The organism is Paracoccus sp. DMF (assembly GCF_004407025.1).
Taxonomy (GTDB): Bacteria; Pseudomonadota; Alphaproteobacteria; order Rhodobacterales; family Rhodobacteraceae; genus Paracoccus; species Paracoccus aminovorans_B.
Window position 1 is genome coordinate 1 of the sequence record NZ_SOKV02000059.1, and the last position, 17,993, is coordinate 17,993.

The 17,993-nt window shown below is 66.3% G+C and carries 21 protein-coding genes and 2 pseudogenes; 3 read left to right on the forward strand and 20 right to left on the reverse strand.

All coding sequences use genetic code 11. From position 1 onward, the window contains the following. Window positions 1–19: 19 nt before the first annotated feature. Complete coding sequence (locus E3D03_RS21420; RefSeq protein WP_411969834.1) at window positions 20–241, reverse strand: hypothetical protein; 222 nt, start codon at window positions 239–241, stop codon at window positions 20–22. Window positions 242–243: 2 nt separating this feature from the next. On the opposite strand from E3D03_RS21420, the gene E3D03_RS18420 reads away from it, so the two are divergent. After that, window positions 244–702, forward strand: a complete 459-nt coding sequence (locus E3D03_RS18420) for a DUF2267 domain-containing protein (protein ID WP_263568154.1) — start codon at window positions 244–246, stop codon at window positions 700–702. 293 nt (window positions 703–995) lie between these two features. Here E3D03_RS18420 and E3D03_RS18425 read toward each other — a convergent pair whose 3' ends face one another. From E3D03_RS18425 to E3D03_RS18495, 16 genes and pseudogenes are all read right to left on the reverse strand, one after another. Then, window positions 996–1,184, reverse strand: a complete 189-nt coding sequence (locus E3D03_RS18425) for a hypothetical protein (RefSeq protein ID WP_263568155.1) — start codon at window positions 1,182–1,184, stop codon at window positions 996–998. Further along, on the reverse strand, window positions 1,147–1,365 hold the full coding sequence (locus tag E3D03_RS18430) for a hypothetical protein (RefSeq protein WP_036706839.1): 219 nt from the start codon (window positions 1,363–1,365) through the stop codon (window positions 1,147–1,149). The genes E3D03_RS18425 and E3D03_RS18430 overlap by 38 nt, the downstream gene beginning before the upstream one ends. Further along, complete coding sequence (locus tag E3D03_RS18435; RefSeq protein ID WP_263568156.1) at window positions 1,365–2,024, reverse strand: lysozyme; 660 nt, start codon at window positions 2,022–2,024, stop codon at window positions 1,365–1,367. The genes E3D03_RS18430 and E3D03_RS18435 overlap by 1 nt, the downstream gene beginning before the upstream one ends. 65 nt (window positions 2,025–2,089) lie before the next feature. Then, on the reverse strand, window positions 2,090–2,329 hold the full coding sequence (locus tag E3D03_RS18440; RefSeq protein ID WP_263568157.1) for a hypothetical protein: 240 nt from the start codon (window positions 2,327–2,329) through the stop codon (window positions 2,090–2,092). Window positions 2,330–2,348: 19 nt separating this feature from the next. Next, complete coding sequence (locus E3D03_RS18445) at window positions 2,349–3,092, reverse strand: DUF2793 domain-containing protein (RefSeq protein WP_263568158.1); 744 nt, start codon at window positions 3,090–3,092, stop codon at window positions 2,349–2,351. 14 nt (window positions 3,093–3,106) lie between these two features. Beyond that, entirely contained in the window at window positions 3,107–7,618 is a 4,512-nt protein-coding gene (locus E3D03_RS18450; RefSeq protein ID WP_263568159.1) for a glycoside hydrolase TIM-barrel-like domain-containing protein, read from the reverse strand. A 3-nt stretch (window positions 7,619–7,621) separates the two neighbouring features. Next, complete coding sequence (locus tag E3D03_RS18455) at window positions 7,622–8,083, reverse strand: NlpC/P60 family protein (protein WP_263568160.1); 462 nt, start codon at window positions 8,081–8,083, stop codon at window positions 7,622–7,624. Next, entirely contained in the window at window positions 8,083–8,967 is an 885-nt protein-coding gene (locus E3D03_RS18460; protein WP_263568161.1) for a DUF2163 domain-containing protein, read from the reverse strand. The genes E3D03_RS18455 and E3D03_RS18460 overlap by 1 nt, the downstream gene beginning before the upstream one ends. Beyond that, a complete protein-coding gene (locus tag E3D03_RS18465) occupies window positions 8,964–9,590 on the reverse strand; it encodes a DUF2460 domain-containing protein (protein ID WP_263568162.1) in 627 nt (208 codons plus the stop codon). The genes E3D03_RS18460 and E3D03_RS18465 overlap by 4 nt, the downstream gene beginning before the upstream one ends. After that, the gene (locus tag E3D03_RS18470; RefSeq protein ID WP_263568163.1) at window positions 9,590–12,001 is read right to left on the reverse strand and encodes a tape measure protein; all 2,412 of its coding nucleotides are present in this window, start codon (window positions 11,999–12,001) and stop codon (window positions 9,590–9,592) included. The genes E3D03_RS18465 and E3D03_RS18470 overlap by 1 nt, the downstream gene beginning before the upstream one ends. Next, window positions 11,964–12,176: a hypothetical protein gene (locus E3D03_RS18475; protein WP_263568164.1), complete on the reverse strand. Its 213-nt coding sequence runs from the start codon at window positions 12,174–12,176 to the stop codon at window positions 11,964–11,966. Before E3D03_RS18475 ends, E3D03_RS18470 begins: the two co-directional genes overlap by 38 nt. Window positions 12,177–12,226: 50 nt before the next feature. Beyond that, entirely contained in the window at window positions 12,227–12,649 is a 423-nt protein-coding gene (locus tag E3D03_RS18480; protein ID WP_318013772.1) for a hypothetical protein, read from the reverse strand. 96 nt (window positions 12,650–12,745) lie between these two features. Next, window positions 12,746–12,817 (reverse strand): annotated as a pseudogene (locus tag E3D03_RS21425) (SEC-C metal-binding domain-containing protein); the annotation flags it as partial. Between the two features lie 108 nt (window positions 12,818–12,925). Continuing rightward, window positions 12,926–13,720 (reverse strand): annotated as a pseudogene (locus E3D03_RS18485) (DUF1186 domain-containing protein); the annotation flags it as partial. A gap of 3 nt (window positions 13,721–13,723) precedes the next feature. Further along, the gene (locus tag E3D03_RS18490) at window positions 13,724–14,668 is read right to left on the reverse strand and encodes a phage tail tube protein (protein ID WP_263568167.1); all 945 of its coding nucleotides are present in this window, start codon (window positions 14,666–14,668) and stop codon (window positions 13,724–13,726) included. A 24-nt stretch (window positions 14,669–14,692) separates the two neighbouring features. Further along, window positions 14,693–15,115 carry an acyl-CoA transferase gene (locus E3D03_RS18495; RefSeq protein ID WP_263568168.1) on the reverse strand — a complete coding sequence of 141 codons (423 nt, stop codon included), beginning with the start codon at window positions 15,113–15,115 and terminating at the stop codon, window positions 14,693–14,695. Window positions 15,116–15,229: 114 nt separating this feature from the next. Here E3D03_RS18495 and E3D03_RS18500 point away from each other — a divergent pair, with 114 nt between their 5' ends. Both E3D03_RS18500 and E3D03_RS18505 read left to right on the forward strand, forming a co-directional pair. Further along, entirely contained in the window at window positions 15,230–15,556 is a 327-nt protein-coding gene (locus E3D03_RS18500) for a type II toxin-antitoxin system PrlF family antitoxin (RefSeq protein ID WP_263568169.1), read from the forward strand. Beyond that, window positions 15,553–16,053: a type II toxin-antitoxin system YhaV family toxin gene (locus E3D03_RS18505; RefSeq protein WP_263568170.1), complete on the forward strand. Its 501-nt coding sequence runs from the start codon at window positions 15,553–15,555 to the stop codon at window positions 16,051–16,053. The genes E3D03_RS18500 and E3D03_RS18505 overlap by 4 nt, the downstream gene beginning before the upstream one ends. An 18-nt stretch (window positions 16,054–16,071) precedes the next feature. On the opposite strand, the gene E3D03_RS18510 is transcribed toward E3D03_RS18505, so the two are convergent. From E3D03_RS18510 to E3D03_RS18520, 3 genes are all read right to left on the reverse strand, one after another. Next, window positions 16,072–16,692, reverse strand: a complete 621-nt coding sequence (locus E3D03_RS18510; protein WP_263568171.1) for a DUF6441 family protein — start codon at window positions 16,690–16,692, stop codon at window positions 16,072–16,074. Beyond that, on the reverse strand, window positions 16,689–17,003 hold the full coding sequence (locus tag E3D03_RS18515; protein ID WP_263568172.1) for a hypothetical protein: 315 nt from the start codon (window positions 17,001–17,003) through the stop codon (window positions 16,689–16,691). The genes E3D03_RS18510 and E3D03_RS18515 overlap by 4 nt, the downstream gene beginning before the upstream one ends. Window positions 17,004–17,014: 11 nt before the next feature. Further along, window positions 17,015–17,993, reverse strand: a 979-nt coding sequence (locus tag E3D03_RS18520; RefSeq protein ID WP_263568173.1) for a major capsid protein, incomplete at its 5' end; no start/stop codon positions are given.

A 17,993-nucleotide genomic window follows, 5' to 3' on the forward strand; every position in this document is an offset into this window, starting at 1 on the left:
TCGTCGACATGATCAAGTGTTAACACGCCCTAGTCGAGCCGTTCGCCAATTGCCTGCCCGACACAAAGCCATCGCCATCAGTATCGGAACTGGTGAATTCGCTGCGAGCGATCTGAGCAATTTCCTCGGTCTGTATCTGCCCATCCCCGTTGATATCCCAATATCTGAAAAGGTCCGCTTTGACTCCGGCAAAGGTATTAGGTGTCGTATGATGGCCGACCTGACAGAAAGTAAGCGACAACTATGCCGATGCCCTGGACCTACCGCCATGCGTCAAAGGAATGGCGGGCAATACTGGATGATCTACGGGACCGTATGGACCTCATCTCCGATAATTCGGCGTATACCGCGATGGATGGGGTATTGCAGGTCTTTCGGCGACGGCTCACAGCCCAGCAAGGACTCGATTTCGCATCTGTCCTGCCTGCGATCCCGCGCGCGGTTTTTGTTGCAGGCTGGCAGGTTCAAATGCCCCCTTTGCCGTTCGTAGAGCGAGAAGCCCTGGTGCAAGAGGTGAAGAAAGTCAGGCAAAACCATAATTTGACGCCCGACAATGCCATTGAGGCGACAGCGTGGTCCCTGCGTCGCTACACGAGGAAGTCCGACCTAGAGCGGATCTTGGCGAGTTTACCCGAAGGTGCGGTGCAGTTCTGGCATGTGGATGTGGCCGACCCTCGTGAAATCGAGCCGAGGGTATTCTAGGCAGCCGTAGTGACCGTCCGCTAAGGGCTCAAAGCGACGGGGCGTGGGGAAAGCATCGTTCCGGTTCCTCCGCTCCGAAGTAGCAGGGAGCAGATGGCCGAATAGGTGCCGTTCTTCTCAGGCGCACAATTAGGCCCTTTTCGGGGCAGGACGTACAGGGCTCTTTGTACCACCATTGCAGCGCAGCGAATCCCTGCCGTTTTTTGAAATCGTGAACCTGTGGACCGGGCCGGGCGCGGCCTGGCGGTCGAGGAGTCTGGCGCTTCCCGCATGGCACCTGCCCGGCCCGGATTTCACCTGCAGGCCCGCGCCTGCTGGCGCAGGACGGCATAATCGCTGAGCATCCGCACCAGAACCGCGTTTTCCGGCATCGCTTCGACCTCGGCCGCGGCGCGGGTCTGGTCGGCAGCGCTGTATTCCACCACGGGCGGGCAGAGTGCGTTGTCAGAACTTGCCGTCGCGCAGGCGGTCAGCAAGAGCATCGCGATCATGAGGGCGGCGGCTGGCGGCTTCCAGCATCCTTTGATGCGCATCATTCGTCCTTTCCAGATATTCGAGACGCTCGGTTGCGCGTCCGGCCTTTTCGTCGCTGCGGCGCGCGCCGATGATGAACAGGAGGGCGGCGGCGGTGATGGCCAGCCAGGACTTGATCCGGGCCAGCATCACGAGGCCCGCCTGATCAGCCGGAACAGCACATAGGCCCCGGCCATGACGATCAGCACCGCCAGCGCGAAGGAGACCGGCCCGTCGCCCTGCAGCGTCCCGGTCAAACCGGCCAGCGCACCGCCGGCTGCCGTAAGCACCTCCGGCGTGACCAGCTTTTCGACCAGCGGCGGGACGGCGGCCTCGACCGTGCGCGACGAGACAAAACTGCCCTTCGACCACAGACCGATCTCGGCCGCGCGGCGGTTGACCAGCCCGGTCATCTTCTTGCCATCGTTATAGACCCAACGCGCAAGCTGATCCGGGACGGCATCATGATCGCCGGCGTTCAGCCTCCTGAGCAGGGTGGAGCCAGCGAACTGCCCCTCGCCGATGTTGAAGACGAAGCTGGTCAGCGCCGCCCTTTGCCCATCGGTGAGCGGCACCTTGACCAGCCGGCGCAGGATATCCTCGGCCTCGCCCAGATCGTGCTCCAGCGCGGCCTCGGCCTGCGCCTCGGTGATCTTCAGGCCCTTGCGGACCTTCAGGAAGCTGTCCGAGGTATGCCCGTAACCGATGGTCCAGGGGGTGCCGTCCTTGCTGCCCGGATCGGGATAGGCTTCCAGCCGCAAGCCCTCCCACCGCTTGACGTGTTCGATGGTTTCTTTCGCCACAGGCATGCTGTTCTCCAATGCAAAAACCCCGCGCGCTGGCGGGGTGGGTGGATGGTCGGGTTGGGCGTCGGTCAGTCGCGGGCGGGTCCGCTGCGCTCGAGCAGGCGTTTGATGTCGGCGCGCATCTCGCGCAGCATCTCGTTCTGTTCGCGGCGGCTCTCGGAGGAAGCCTTGCGATCGGCGTCGAGCTGCTTTTCCAGCCGCTCGACCTCCCGCAGCGCGGTTTTGCTCGCCCCCTCAAGACGGACCAGCCAGACGCCCAGCCCGGTTGCCGCCATGATCGCGCCCCACCATTCGCGGATGGTGTCCATCACGTTCTCTCCCATAGGTTCAGCCCGGTGCGGCGCAGGTCAGGTAATGGATGGCAATGCGAACGGCGCCGCCGGCAAAGCTGCCGCCATTGGCTGTCAGCCGCACGGGCGTGTCGGCATAGAAGGCGGTGGGCCCGATGACGCCGATATTGCTGCTGCCCACGGCCACGCCGAGCGCGCCGCCGAACTTCGAGGGCTCGCCGCTGATGCCGCAGTCGAAGGAGCTGGCGCCCAGCACCGCGGTCACGGTCCGCACGGATACGCCGAGCACGATGGCGCGGTTGGGGATCACGATGGTCGAGTCCCGGCTGGTGCCGGAAAGGCCGGTCAGGGTTTCTTCCCGCACCGCGATGCCGGTGGTCGCGCCATTTGCCTCCCGCGCCACGGCGACCGAGGCTGCCTGCGCGATGAAGCCCATGGCATCCACAACCGGGATCCACGCCGATCCGGTCCAGACGATGGCCTGCGCCTCGTCCTCGATCCAGGCCATCCAGCCGGCGCTCGGCAGGATCCGCATCCAGGCGCCGTCGATCCAGTAGGCGATGCTGCGGTCCCAGCCAGCCCACGCGCCCGTCGCGCCACTGGCTGCGATATAGCGGTCGCCTTCGGCCGGACTTGCCGGCGGCGCGGTCAGATCGCGGTCGAGAACGGATAGCTGCACGATGCCGTCGAGCAGTCGTAGCGCCTCGTTCATGGTCACGTGCTTCTGTGCCTGCGCGGCCATGATGAAGGGCAGCGCGAGATGCGCTGTGGTGTCAGGCATGGGTTGTCTCCTGTTTAGAACCAGAGGGTGGTGACAGGGGCCGCCCCGGCACCGAACGCCTGCCCGATCTGGGCAATGCGGATATCGAGGGACGCACCGGGGGCGAGCGGTGCGCCCCAATCGGCGGTTTGCTGCGCCGCAGTGTAGACCACGCTGGCGGTCACAGTCGTCAAGGATCTCTTGACGGTTGCGCCGTTGAGGATCTCGACCCGCCAGGACTCGCCAGCCTCGGACATCGGGATCTCGACCGCGTTCCAGCTGTCGGCGGCGAGCGAGCGGTCGCGACGGATCCAGCGGATGGTCAGGTCGCCGGGGCTGCGCGCGCGCCGCCAAGGCTGCTCGACATGCACGGGCGCGAACGGGCGCAGACCCGTGCCGCGTAGTGTGAAGGCCCGCGCGGTGAAGCTGTCGTCGCTGACCGGCCGCGAAGATGGCCCGACGCGCCAGTTCCACGGCATGCCCAGATCGGCCTGGCTCACCGGCAGCGGGGCCAGCGCTGCGTCCAGTACCACCACCCGCGCACCGGCCGGCACCATCGCTGCCATGTCGGCCTCCGTGCCGCGCTGACCGCGCAGCAGCCGCGAGAGCCGATAGCGGCCGGCGGCGATCAGTTCGGCGGCGCCGAATTGCAGGATCTCCCAGCCGCCGCCCGGCTGCGCGACGGCGAGCGCGTTCTCGCCAGCGAACAGGCGCAGGTCGGTGACGCTCTCGAGGGTGCCTGACAGCAGGTCGAGATAGACCGAGTTGCCGTAGTCGAACCGAGAGGTTGGGCCGGCATGGAGATCGGCCACCAGTTCGCCCATGCGCGCCCGGGTGCTGACTGTGGTCAGCAGTTCGAAGCCGGAAGCCTCGGGGCTGCGGAACACCGCCATCTGGCCCGGCCAGGGGCGGGCATGGGTGGCGATCAGCGGGTGGTGTGGCGCGAGATCCTCGCGCAGTTGCGGCAGGTTCAGAAGTTCGACCAGCGGCGCACCGAACACGACCGGCCGGGCAAGCGCAGCCGGGCGAGGGCTTCCGGGCGGAAGATCATAGGCATCCCGGTCCTGGCGGATGGTCTCGATGCTGCGGGCCTCGGCATCGGAAACCGTGAGGATGCGCATCTCGGCAAGCCGTCCGTCGTGATCCAGCGCGATGACATCGCCGGGATCCAGCGCCAGCATCGAGGGCGGCAGGCTGAAGGCTCCGGTCTCGCGTCCGATCCATGCCTCCATCAGCGCCCGGCGGCAGCGCCGGTCGGCTTCCTCGGGCGGCACCGCCATCGGAAAGCTGTCCGAGGATACCCTGCTGGCGCTCACGGCAATGCGGCGGGACTCGACGGTGATGCCGTCATAATCCTCGTCCGCGCGCGCCACCTGCCATTTCAGGGCCTGCGGCAGTTCAGTCTCCTGGCCGCGCGCCAGTTCCATCACGTCGCTCCGGCCCGCCGCCATGCCGTCCAGAGCGACGGTCGCGACCGGCGCGCGCCCGCGCATGACGAAGCGAATGCGCCCCTCGCTCTCGACGGCATCGAAGCCGAAATGCCGCGCCAGCATGGTGATCGAGGTCCGCGGCGATTCCAGGGCCGAGATCACATAGCCGTCCGCCGCGCCGGTGAGGCCCGAGACATCGATCCACGCCGAGGGCATGCCGGCGCGCAGGCAGAGATCACGCACCAGCGCCGCCAGCGACACCGCGCCCAGCCGCCCGGTCAGCCAGTGGCCCAGCCGCCAGTTGTCGCCATCCGCCCATATGTCCCCGAGTTGCGGGAAGAACGGATAAGGCCGGGCATCCCAGGTCCATGCCGCGCATTCCGCCACCTCGACCATGCGGCCGGCATATCCGGTCGAGACCGGGTTGTTTGCGGCGTCACCCCAGAACAGGTAGGTCGCTTCCAGATAGGCTCGCTGGACGGCATCGTCGCGCCAGCCGCGTGAGAACCAGGGCACGAAGGATTCCGAGGATTTCGGGTCATGAAACACGTTCGGCTGGTTGGGGCCGCGATCCACGGCCGGGCAACCGAGTTCGGTAAACCGGATCGGCTTCGACTGCGGCAGCCATGCGGTCGGGGACGCTGCGGGGATCCCGCCTGGGCGGTTGCGATGCGGGTTTGACCACCAGCCGCGGATGTCCTTGTAGCGGAAGATCCACGGCTCGGGCACCACCGCGGGCAAGGTCGCGAAACTCGGGACCGCGCCCGACCATATGCTGAGATTGCTGACCAGCGTTCCCGGCCAGGGGAGTGCTGTCGTGACGGTGCTGGACCCCGGCACCGGGCCGTTGGCAAGGCCATATCCTGCGCCGTTGTTGGCGGCCCATGTGCCGGATACGGACCCGCCGAAGCTTGCCGTGGCCGCGACATTCCCGTCGATAGCAAAGCCGATCTCGCCGCTTGCCATGTCGAACCATGCGACCAGATCGGCGGTCCTGCCAGCGAGCGAGGCGGCAGGGGTCGAGGCCGTCCTGGTCTGTCCGATGGCCGAGAAAATCTCGTGCAGGATCAGCTGACCGCCAGCCAGGCCGAAGAACATGCCGCTGCTCAAGTTGCCGATCTCGAAAACAATGCCGTCCGCGATCAGGGCCGGGAACTGAACCCGGCAGGATAGGGTGATGCTGGCACTCCGATATGGCACCGTGGTGGTGAAACTGGCGCCGGGACTTTGGCTGATGCCGGGTGCTGCAACAGGCATCGCGGTGATGACCTTGCCGCCGGCGCCCGGTGTGATGCTGTCCTCGATCTGCGTGCGGTTCTGCGCGATCCGGTCGCCCTCGCTGGCATAGTACCAGTCGAAGCCCTCGCCGCCGGCAATGTTCGATTGCAGATAGGCGCGGTCGTAGATCGACGGCCATGCCAGCGCATCGAGATGCTCCCAGCCATCGCGCCAGTCGGAAAGCGGCATGTAATTGTCGATACCGATGAAATCGACATTGGCATCCGCCCAGAGCGGGTCGAGGTGGAAGAACACGTCGCCCGAGCCATCGCCTGGGTGGTGCCCGTAATACTCCGACCAGTCGGCGGCATAGCTGATCTTCACGCCGGGGCCGAGGATCGAGCGGACGGCAGCGGCCAGCGATTGCAACGCGGCAACCGCCGGATAGGTCGATGCGCCGGATCGGATCGTGGTCAGCCCGCGCATTTCGGAACCGATCAGGAAGGCATCGACCCCACCCGCCGCCGCGCAGAGATGGGCGTAATGCAGGATCATGCGCCGGAAGCCCCAATCCGCCCCGCCGGTCCAGGTCACGCTGTCGCCGCTGACTGCGAAATCCGAGGGCTGGGCATTGCCGAAGAAGGCATCGACCTGCACCGCGGCGGCGGCGGTCTTGTCCACGGTCCCGGCGAAACCGGCCGCAGGTGAGCAGGTGATCCTGCCGCGCCACGGCAGCACCGGCTGGCCGATGGTTGCGGCATAGTCGGACCAGGGATCCGGCAGGGTGTTGCCGGCCGGGACATCCATCATCAGGAACGGATAGAAGGTCACCTTGAGCCCGCGCGCCTTCATCTCGCGGATGGCCTGCAGCACCGAGAAATCCGCTGGCGTGCCACCATAGATCGGCCGCCCCTGATCGTCCTGACTGACCACCAGCGCATCGCCGCGGCTCACGCCGTTGACGCTCCAGGCAGGCGTGGTGTTCTTCTGCGCCATTTCGACCTTCGGGCGGATCGTGCAGCTTCCGGCGCGCAGATCGTCGCCGAACCAGGACACCACCAGCGAGGCGCTTTCGACCCTTGGCACCATGGCTTCCAGCCGGTCCAGCGAAACCACCATGTCGGCGGTTCCGGCCATGGCGTTGACATTCTCGGCCGCGCTGTCGCCGTCCCCGGCCTTGCGCACGATCTGGGTTGCGTAGGACCATTCTCCCGACGCCGGGATAACGGTGACCGCGGGCACCAGCCCCTCGGCGGTGTCGGCATCGTCCAGAGGCCGGAACACCTCGAAGGACAGTTGCGGCAGGCGGTTGCCGAAGCGCGCCAGCGGCAGTTCCTCGAACACCACATAGGCGGTGCCGCGATAGGCAGGCGTGTTCCCGGCCCCCATCTTCGCCCCGATGAAGGGATCGGGGGCCTGAACCTCGCTGCCCGGATACCAGCGCCACGTCGCCTCTCTGAGATCCACCACCTCGCCATCCGCCCAGATGCGGCCAATGCCGGTGATCGTGCCTTCGCAGAGCGCGACCGCGAAACTGGCATAGTAGAGGTACTCGGTCGTGGTGACCTTCTGCCCGCCGCCTTTGCCGCCCCCCTGGCGGTGAACATTGGTTTCCTCGCGGAAGTCGGTCGCCCAGATGATATTGCCGCCGATGCGCATGCGGCCATAGAGGCGCGGGATCACCACGCCCTCGGTCGCCGAGGTTATGCGCAGGCTGTCCATGCGCTGGCCCTCGATGCGCTGGCCGGGCAACAGCGACGAGACGATCCAGCTGTCGACCATCGAGCCGATGCCCGAGCCGATCATGCCGCCGATGGTGGCGCCCGATAGCCCGAGGATCGCACCGCCGAAGCCGCCGCCGATGGCTGTGCCGACCGCACCGAGAACAATTGTCGCCATGGATCAGAACTTTTTCTTGCGCGGGGCGGGAGCCGGGCGCGGGAAAAGGAAGGCGAAGGCGATGCGCCGCCGCCATGCGGTGGTGAGCGGTTCCTCGATCACCCCGAGCCGCTCGTAGCTGTGAATGAAGCTGTCGGGGCCGGTCAGGATCCCGACATGCTTGACCACGGCGCCCGCACGCATCCGAAACAGCACCACCGCGCCGGGGCCGGCCGTCTCGGGGTCGATGCGGATCATCACCCGCGCCGCGCCATCGGCCAGAACCTCGCTGCTGCCGATCTCGCCCCAATCCCGGCTGTAGGGCGGCACCGGCAGCGTCTCGCTTCCGACCACCTCGCGCCAGACCCCGCGCGCCAGCCCGAGGCAGTCGCATCCGACGCCCTTCACGCTGGCCTGATCGTGATAGGGCGTGCCCAGCCAGCCGCGCGCGGCGGCGATGACCTTTGTGGGATCGGCTGGTTTCATCACAGCACCGCCCCCTCATGGCCGCCATCGGCGGTGGCATAGCGGACAACCGCGTCCTGGCCGGGGATGTGCGGGAAGCCACGGAAGTTCAGGATGTTCGAGAACTTCGCCGCGCAGGTCTCGGCGCGTTTGTCGCAGCCCGCGCGGATGGTGAACGTGTCGTCGCTGGCAACCGGGCGCACCGGCGTCTCCAGCAGGGTGATGGTGACCAGCCCGGACGCGACCTCGTGCAGCATGATTTCGTCGCGGCGACCGGAATTGCCTCCGGATGCCCATTCCAGCACCCCGAAGGCAAACCAGCCATTGGCGAAGCCGCTGATGCCGGAGGCGGTGAAGACCCGTTCCCGGACGGGATCGAGCACCGCGCCCGCCCCGGAATAGGCCGCGTCGTTCAGATCGACCCGACACCGCCCGTCCCCGAGCGCCGCATCGCAGGTGCCCTGAAACACCCGGCCGACGGTCTGGCCCAGCACATGCGCCATGGAGCGCACCTCGGCCACAAATGACAGCCGCCCGCGCCGCAACTCGCCGATCGCGCCACGCCGGATCAGCGCCCGCTGGCCGGGGGCCTGCCAGTTCACCCGCCAGACCTCGACCAGCGCATTGTCCCAGCGCCCGTCCAGAATATCGGTCTCGGTGATCCTGTCCGAGGTCAGCGCCCCCTCGGCATCCTGCGAATCCACCGACAGGTCGGACCCGGCCCGGATCTCGGATGCCGAAAGGCCGCTTTCCGGCTCATAGTCCGTGCCGCCGAAGGCAAGCGGGCAATCATGATCGGTGAAGCCGAAGCTCACGCCATCGGCGCGGGTGATCTTCCAGCACCAGGCGAGGGTGGTGGTGCCATCGTCCAGATGCGCCTGCAGGGCGGGCGGGAGCGTTTTCATCGGCGGATTTCCACGAGCGGGATGGAGGTGATCGAGCCGAGCCGCTCGATATCGAGGGTGACGTCCAGCGCATCGGAATCGAAGCGAACCGGCACGTCGAATTCGAAGCCGGCGCGCACGGCCACGCCGGCGGCGGGCGCTGTGGCGAAGGTGATGACGCCGGTCGCCGGATCGACGGACCAACCCGAAAGCTGCTCGACGCTTCCCAGCGCCAGACTGACGCTGTCCGCGACCGGCCTGGTGATCGAGCGAGTCCAGGACTGCGCCCCGGAGGCATATCGCTTCACCAGCTGGAACGCAGTCGCGGTTCCGTTGCCGGTCCCGATCAACTGATCCTGGTGCGCCGGCACCGCGGACGGGGTGCAGGACTTGTAATCCGACCAGTCCTTGAAGCGGAACCCGTGCAGCCGGCCGTTGCGCGCCTCGAAGAAGGCGACCACCGCCGCCAGATCATCGGCACGGCGGATGCCATAGGAGATGTCATAGCGGCGGCGCGAGTTGGCCCAGCTGGCGTTCCTTTCCTCGTCGCCGGAGGCCAGTTTCACGATCTGCGTGCGGCGCTCCGGGCCGCCGCGCGCGCCCCGGCTGATATTGTCCGGGAAGCGGACCTCGTGAAACGCCATTACATCCCCCTCCTTCCCATCGCGACGGCGCGGGCAATGTCCGCGCTGATCTGTGCCCGCGACTGCCGGAAGCTCTCGGCATCGCGGGCGTTGATGTTGACGGTGACCCCACCTGCGCCGCTGGCGACCTCCCGGCGCGAGAGCACCCGCTCGCCGCGCTGCAGGATCGCCGGCACCTCGTCCGAGCGCAGCCCGGCCCAGCCGCCGGAATGCATCCGGGGCGCATTGGCGAAGGCCATGGCCGGGACCATGCGGCTGGTGCCGCCTGCGCCGACCATGCCGCCCGAATGCAGGACGCTGGCCAGCACACCGCCGCCCATGCCGTCCAGCGCCCCTGAGAGCGCATTCGCAAGCGGCCCGAGCAGGAACCGGCGCGCGCCGAGCTTCGCCATGTCGGCCAGCATCGAGGTCACCAGATCGCGGAAGTTCAGCTTGCCGGTCTTGACGAAATCGCCGAGCGCATTCTCGGCGCTCTGGAAGGCTCCGACCAGCGCGTTGCCGATATCGCCACCAATGCTGCGGGCCTTTTCCGCATAGTCGGAGAGCGAGGCCACCACCGCGTCCCATCCCTGTTTCCCCTGTTCCGCGCCGTTTGCAGTGTCTTCGCCAGCTTTCTTGCCAGCAGCACCGGCCCGGCCTGCGGCGCTGCCAGCGCGATCCATGGCGCCGGCAACCCGCTCGGCTGCGCCAGCGGCATCGTCCAGAGCGTTTGCGCCGTCCTCGCCCGAGGCGGTGACGGCATCCTTCAGCGCCTGCCAGCTTTCCAGCGGCACGACTGCCGCCGCGCCCAGAGCCTGCGCGGCCTCGAGATGGGCGGAGGCAGCCGCGGCCGCCTGATCGGCAAGATCGCCGAACAGGTCGGGCGACTCAAAATAGGTCCTGTCCCATGCCGCGCTGAACGCCTCGGCGGCGGCGGAACCCGCCTCGGATGCCGATCCCTCGAACGGATTGTCGATGCGGCCGATGCTGAACGGGTCCAGAAGGCCGATCTGTGCGCCTCCTTCGCCGACCGCCCATTCGGGCAGCATGGCGAGGGCGGTGTTGATGCCGCCGATGAAACTGTTGATCCGGGTGACGACGCCGTTCAGCATCGCCTCGACCCCGGCGATCAGCCCGTTTGCCGCCTTGAAGGCCAGATCGCCGATGGCATCCGGCAGCAGACCCCAGATCGCCTTGATCGCCTCAAACCCGCCGTGCCAGACCGCAACATATCGGTCGACGGCGGAGACCGCCCCGGTCACGATGGCGTCGAGTACCGTGAAGACATAGGCCCGGTATCCTTCCCAGGCCGCATTGAGCAGGGCGAATGCCGCCTGGAAGGAGCGGACGATGCGCTGGCCGACCTCTCGGGCCACGCCACCCAGCAGCTTGAACGCCGTGCCGATGCCGCCGACCGATTTGACCAGCGAGGAAAACTGATAGATCAGCTCACCCGCCGCGACGATCAGCGCGCCGATGCCGGTGCGGATCAGCGCCCCGCGCAGCACGGTCAGCGCCGTGGACAGGCTGAAGGTCGCGACACGGGCGGCGACAAAAGCCGCCACCCAGCGCCCGGCCATGAAGCCGGCGAAGGCAATCGCGACCGAGGCGAGGCGTTCGATATTGTCCGCGACAAGGATCAGCACAGAGGCGACGGTGGAGGAGGCACCCAGAAGCTGATCCCAGCTTCCGACCAGTTGCAGCGCCGCATTGCCGATCAGCGTGAAGGCATCGCCGATAGTTGCCGGCATGCTGTCGGCCTCCTCGCGCAGCAGCTCCAGATTGCCGACCAGCGCTGTGCGGATGACATCGCCGGTGATCGCGCCCTGCGTGCCCATCTGGCGCAGCCCGGAAACCGTGGTGCCAAGTTCCGCCGCCAGCAGTTCGGCCACCCGGCCGCCGGTCTGAATCACGGTATTGAGGTTGTCGCCCGACAGGTTGCCCAGCGCCATGGCCTTGGAGAGCGCATTCTGGACCGAGGCCGCCCGTTCGGCCTTGGCACCCGAGACCACCATGGCATTGTTCAGCGCCTCGGTGAAATCGAGGCTTTCGGCGGTGGACAGGCCCAGCTCGCGCAGCGCGGTCGCGTTGGCGAGCCAGCTTTCCGCCGTTTGACCAAGATCGGAATAAGTGCGCCGCGCCATCGCGACCAGCCGCTCCATGACGGCCGCGCCCTTTTCCTGCGATCCGGTCGCCAGATCGACGCGCGAGCGCAGGTCGGTCCATGTATCGGCATATTGGGCCACCTGGCGGATCGAGAGCGCGCCTGCGGCAATGCCGGCCAAACGCCGCAGCATGATGCCGGCGTGATCCACCTCGGCCGACATGCGCTTGAAGCTCTCTGCACCCGCATTGCCGACGCCTTCCAGTTCTGCCCGGACCTGGCGTCCGTTCTCAGCGACCAGACGAACGGAAACTTTCTTCTCGGCCATCGCCTCTGCCTTCCTCGATCTTCTGGTTGGTCTGGCGGATCATTTCCGCCTCGATCACCGGCAGCAGTTCCACGACCGCGAGCGGTGCAATGCCCAGCGCGCGGCCCATTTCCAGCGCCGCGCCCATGTCCCAGCCGAGAACCGCTCCGGGGATCGCCCGCAGCTGCCCACTCATCCGGCTGGCCAGATCCCAGACCTGCCAGCCTTCATGGCTTTGCGGCGCGTTCAGCCGGGCAGGGCAGTCGGGGCAGCGTCCGGGGCAGGCTGCGCAATATCGGTCGCCCCCGTCGAAATGCCATTCCGCGAGGGCGCGGAGACGTTTTTTTCCGCATCCAGCACCAGATAGGGGCCGAGAACCTTGTCCTGAAACGCCTCGAACACGGGCCAGATGTTCAAGAGCGCGTCGATGCCTTCGGGCGTCACCGGCAGGGGGTTGCCATCACCGTCGCCAACGCCCGTCCAGTCGACCACGATGCGCCGGGCCACGGCCTGCGCCATGGTCACGGCCAGCATCTCCTTGGGCGAGCTGTCGTCGAGATCATCGAGCGCCGCATCCGCGCGGGCAGCCGCCATGATTGTGGTGGTCACGGGCCAGACCACCAGGCGCAGCCCCGGCAGCAGATCGACCCAGCGCGCGTCGGTGGTCATGTTCAGTCGGATCATGCGTGGTTCTCCAAATGAAAAGGCGACGTGCCGGAGCACGCCGCCTGAAGGTTGATCGGCGAAAGTGATGGACGTGTCAGATTATTGCAGGCAGCATTTCTTGAACTTCTTGCCGCTGCCGCAAGGGCAGGGATCATTGCGGCCGGTCTTCTCGGCCATGATGTCATCAAACGGGTCTTCTCTGTCGGGCATCAGGTTCGAGGTTATGGCCAGACGCTCGTCGGCCATCTTCTTGAGATATTCCGGTGAAAAGCAATACCAGGTCGCCAGTTCGGCAATCGTGTCCTCGACCGGGTTGTTGCTGCGCTGGCCGGTGAACCAGGCGGGGTGCCCGGCCGCCACGGTTGCCTGCAGCCGTTTGGCAAAATCCTCGAATCCACTGTGATTCGGGGGAATCAGGCCACGGTCAAACACTGCGCGCACTGCGGTTTCCATGTCTGAAAGACCAAGGGCGGCGATGCATTCCGTCCATGCCCACCAGACATTCTCGTCTGTGGCGGTGCTGCCCCGGTCGAAGAACTCGGTCAGGAAGGTCGTGATCTGTGGAAGGAGGGTCGGGTCTTGCAGGGCGAGAATGGCCAATGTGTCGAACATCTCGCCGCGCAGAAAGGTCTCGGCCGCATCATCGAGAAGGATGTCGAACAGCGGCTGCAGGTCGCCGTCGAACACGCCGGCCATGACGCGGGCCGAGTCTTCGGTGATCGTATCCCCCAGCACTTCCTCCAGGAACGCCGGATCGCTTCGGAGCATCTGGGCCAGTGGGCGATAAGCGCGGGTTTCGCGCCATTCCGCCAGCAGGAAGAAGATGAATATGAAGGCATTCATCCCTCTCAGATCGTCGGGATGCACGGCTTGCAGCCGCTTGATATAGTCAAGAAAGACAGGGACCATGGCCTCGCGCGATTGCCCCGCCGCTTCCAGCGCCTCGCGTGGCAATGGCCCTCGGTGTTCCAATGCGGCCATGATGTCGGCAGGTGTCATCGCGCGGACCTTCTCCTTTGGCAATCGGGCCGCATCATAGGGCAATTCCGTCCCGGCCTCCAAGGAGCGGATCATGGTTCAATATTCCTCGTTGTTGTTGACAAGGGTGATGGTCGCCATGCGCGCCGGGCTGGCGGCCTTCGCTGCCTGCCAGTCGAAGCTGGCCTGAATACCCTGCGGGCCGCTGATCTCAAGGCGCGGACGCGGCAGATAGACGGCATGGGCGGTGAAGGTCAGGCTTTCGCCGGTGGTCAGGGTGTATGCGAATTCCAATTCGCACGGCCCGCCAGCGGCGGCTTGGTTCATCAGCACCATGTCGGCGAAGCGCAGCTCGATCTGGCCGGTCAGCGCGGCGATGGACGGGTCGGCGCCATCGATCATGCCGTCGCTGCGGATGGTCTCGATCCGGTCGAGATTGTTGGCGTAGGTGATCTGGGCCGAGATCACGTTGCCCAGCGCCACGCCATTGCGCGTGACCTGTCCGTTGAAATGCCCGAAGCGGATCAGGTCCAGATCGGTGGGCGTGCCGGTCTGCGAGGTGCTGGCCACGGTCTCGCCCTGCGCCACAAGCTGGGCGCTGGCGGTCAGCAGGCCGGAACGCTGCATGGTCCAGCTGAGCTGGTTGACCATCACGCCGGAATACATGGCGAAGCGCGGCACCTCCGGCATGCCGGTCTCGATCGCCATCGACGGCAGCGTCCAACTCCCCGAGCGGAATTCATGCGTATAGGGTCCCGGCGCGGTTCCGGTCGTGACCGGCGCCCCGAACGCGGCCTTCAGCCAGAAGCCGAAACCCTCGGCGTCGATGGGAATAGTCAGATCGCCATCCGCGGTGATCGCATCCTTGACCGGCGCCAGCGGATCGCGGCCATAGCCCAGCAGCTCCGAGCCGAGCAGCGGCTGTTCGGCGCTGAGCGTCGAGGACGCGAAGGGCAGGCGGGTGTAGCCGCTGGCGGGCGGGGTGCCATAAACAGTCTCGAACGCAGCCGCGAGTTGCGACCGCGCGCCTTGGGCGCGTGCCATGGGGGATTCCTCACTGTAGGGGTGTCAGGCCAACGGCCCGGTGGTCGTATAATGCAGCACGACGGTGATCACCGCTGCCTTCAGCGCCGCCGCGCCCTCGACGGGCAGATCGACCAAGGCCGGGGCTTCGGGTTCGACCCAGTCGCAAAACCCGCCGAGTGTCCGGTCACCATCCAGCGCCGCGCCGATGGTGGCGATCAGGTCGTCAAAAGCGCCGGCCCGGCCGATGCCGGCCTGGACGACGACCTCAAGCTCGGCCCGGTGCTGCCAGTGATAACGCAGGGGCGAGAGAGTGACCTCCGGCTCGCCGGGCTGGCCGTCGCGCAGGATGATCAGCCCCGCCGCCGGGATCCGCTCCGGCAGCGCCTCATCGCGCAGGACCAGGGCGGCAAGCGGCTGCAGCCGCGCATGCAGCGCGGCGAGGACGGTTTCGCGTGTCGTGGACATTGAAGCACCGGTTTTGCGGAATGTTCGGAACGCCAGCCGGCAAACTGCGCAGGGCGTTCTTGAATAGGTAATGCGTTTGCCTTACCTTGTGTTGGCGTCGTGAGGGAGAATCACATGCTTGCCGAACTCAAGGTCGAGTCCACGCTAACTGACAAATACCAGACGACGATGCCCGGGGTCGTGCGCAAGGCGCTCGGCCTGAAGAAGCGTGATCGCATCTCGTATACGATCCTGCCGGAGGGCGACGTTCTTCTCCGCCGTGCTGTGGATGCCGGGGAAGACCCTGCCATCGGCGCGTTTCTGACGTTCCTGGCGCAGGATATCAGCCAGAACCCCGATCACATCCGAGGACTTGATGCCCCGCTTCGCGCCAGGCTGTCCGAGCTGGTCGATAGCGTCGAACTCGATCTTGATGCGGCCCTGTCGCCTGAAGATGAATGACGGACGGTTCCGTTGTGCCGTTGGTCGTGAACGGATGGACCCTGTTCGCGCACCCGCTTTTCCTTGAACAGGTGGCGGAACTTGTCGAAAAGGTCGCGGCCCTCAAGGCCGCCAACCCCGCTGGTTATCGAAAAAAGAATGCGACCAAGCGGCTGGCGGCAATCAGCAAGCTGATCTTCGAGGAGATCCCGTCCGACCCCACCGATGCAAGGTTCCGGCAGGGGAACACGCTGGGCGATGAGCACCGGCACTGGTTCCGGGCCAAGTTCTTTCAGCAGTACCGGCTGTTCTTTCGCTACCACGCCGAAAGCCGCATCATCATCTTTGCATGGGTGAACGATGATAGGACGCTGCGTGCCTATGACAGCCGAACCGATGCCTATCGGGTGTTCAAGGGGATGCTCGAGGACGGTAACCCGCCCGGCGGTTGGAAGGCGCTGCTGGCCAGTGTGCAGAAGACCGGCGGCCAGCTCGCGGAGCTGATGGAGCAGAAGTGACGCAGGCCAGCGTCACAGCTACCCCTCCGTCCAGTTTTTCACGATCCGCGCCGGGACACTATTCACCGCCCGTTCCCCGTCCCTTGCCAGATCCAGCCGCTTGCGCAGGCGTACCTGTCGCACCATTAGAAAGATCGGCACGGTGGTCAGCCCCCGCCCGGTCTTCGACCGTGACGCCACCGCCCGGCCTTTCGTGTTCAGCCGCCCCTCGGCGACCAGCAGGCTCGGGCCACGGCGACGTGGGATGAAGCGCAGTTTCAGCCCGGTCCTGGCTTCCCATTCACGCGGGGTCGGGCGCTTGCCGCCTCGGCCCTTGCCGGCCGCCTCAAGCGGGATCGCCAGCCACAGCCCGCCCCGGGATCGGATGAGCGGCCCGGTATCATGCGCGCCGACGATCACCGGAGCTTTCGACCAGACCAGCGCGGCGGCGTTCAGGCTGGGCCTCGCTTTCGGATAGGTCTCGGAGCGGATGGTGCGGGCGAGCCGGGTGCCCAGCCCCGCGCCGCTGATCTGGCCGCGCCAGGCGGATTTCAGGCTGATGCCTGCCTCGCGCATGGCGGTGGTGACGGCCTTTTCGCCGGCACGGACCTCGGCCCGCATCAGGGCGGCGATGTCGGTGATCTCGAGCTTCAGCTTCATGCCGGCCTCAGGTCCAGCGTCCAGATCAGCCGCTCGCGGTCGCGCAGCGGCTCGCCCTGAATCACATGGCTGTCCGTGCCGATGACGATCACATCGCCCGGACGCGGCGCGGGCAGGTCGGCCACGCGGACGTCAACCATGGTGGTGTCACTGACAAAACGCCCGGCGCCGAACTCGGTGACGCGGTCCGGGGCGCGGGCGATGATCCGGATCGTGCGCTCCTCAGACGTGGCGGCCGAGATCCACAGCGCTGGCACCGCCATGGCGGCATGGTTGAAGATGCGGTCCATGGCGTTGGCGAAGACGGACACCGGCGAACCCGTCAGTTCGAGCTGTGGATCCGGATCGCGAGGCGCGGCCGCTTGTTCACCGGCAGGATCGAGGCCTCGGTCATCAGGTCGATCCAGCGGCCCTTCTCGTCGAGATGCTGGCGGGCATAGAGCGGCAGGCCGATGGTATTGGCGGTTTCTAGGAGGTTCGCCGGGCCGCCATAGGTGGTGAATGTGTCTATAGTGCCGAGCGGGAAGGCGATGCCTTCGCCTGCGGGGACCAGCCGTTCGCTCGCCCTGGTGGAAAGCGTGACCGCGCCGGAATATTCCTCGAAGAGGATCCCGGCAAAGGGGAAGTTGCGGCGCATGTCCTCGCGCAAGGGCTGGGCGCCTGTGGCGGCGTAGAACTTGTAGGCTTCCTCCACCTTGGCATGGCCGATCAGCTTGTCGAAAAACTCGCGGCTGACCAGCGCATGCACGCTGGTCACCGCCTCGCCCAGCAGATTGTCCTCGATGGCGCGCAGCACTTCGCGGACCTTGGCCTGGACGTTGGTGCCGGCGGTGCCGAGCAGGAAGTCGACCGAGATCTGCGCGAGGCCGAATTCGGTGAAGTAATTGTAGAGCGTGCTGCCGGCGCCATCCTTCACGATGCCGCGCAGCGCGTTCATCTCCATGTATTCGCGGGTCTGGGCATGCTTGCGGCGCATCAGCATCAGCTTGCGGCTCATCACGCCGACCAGCGGATCGGCCGCATCCGAAACCCCGAGCGCCGGAACCCCCTGGATATCGGCGGGCAGGATGACATCATCATGCGGGATCCATGGCAGCGCGAAGCTGCGCATCGAACGCCCCTCGCGGGTGCCGACGGTCGCGGGGCCACCCATCGGGACCGAGGGCAGCAGGCTCAGCACACCCTCATATTGCTCGATGATCACCGAGCGCTGGCTGACGCCTTCGAAACGGAAGAGGCCGAGCTGGCCGAGGCGGGTATGGAGATCGGGCAGGATATTGATGGCCTGCGTCATCTCGGCC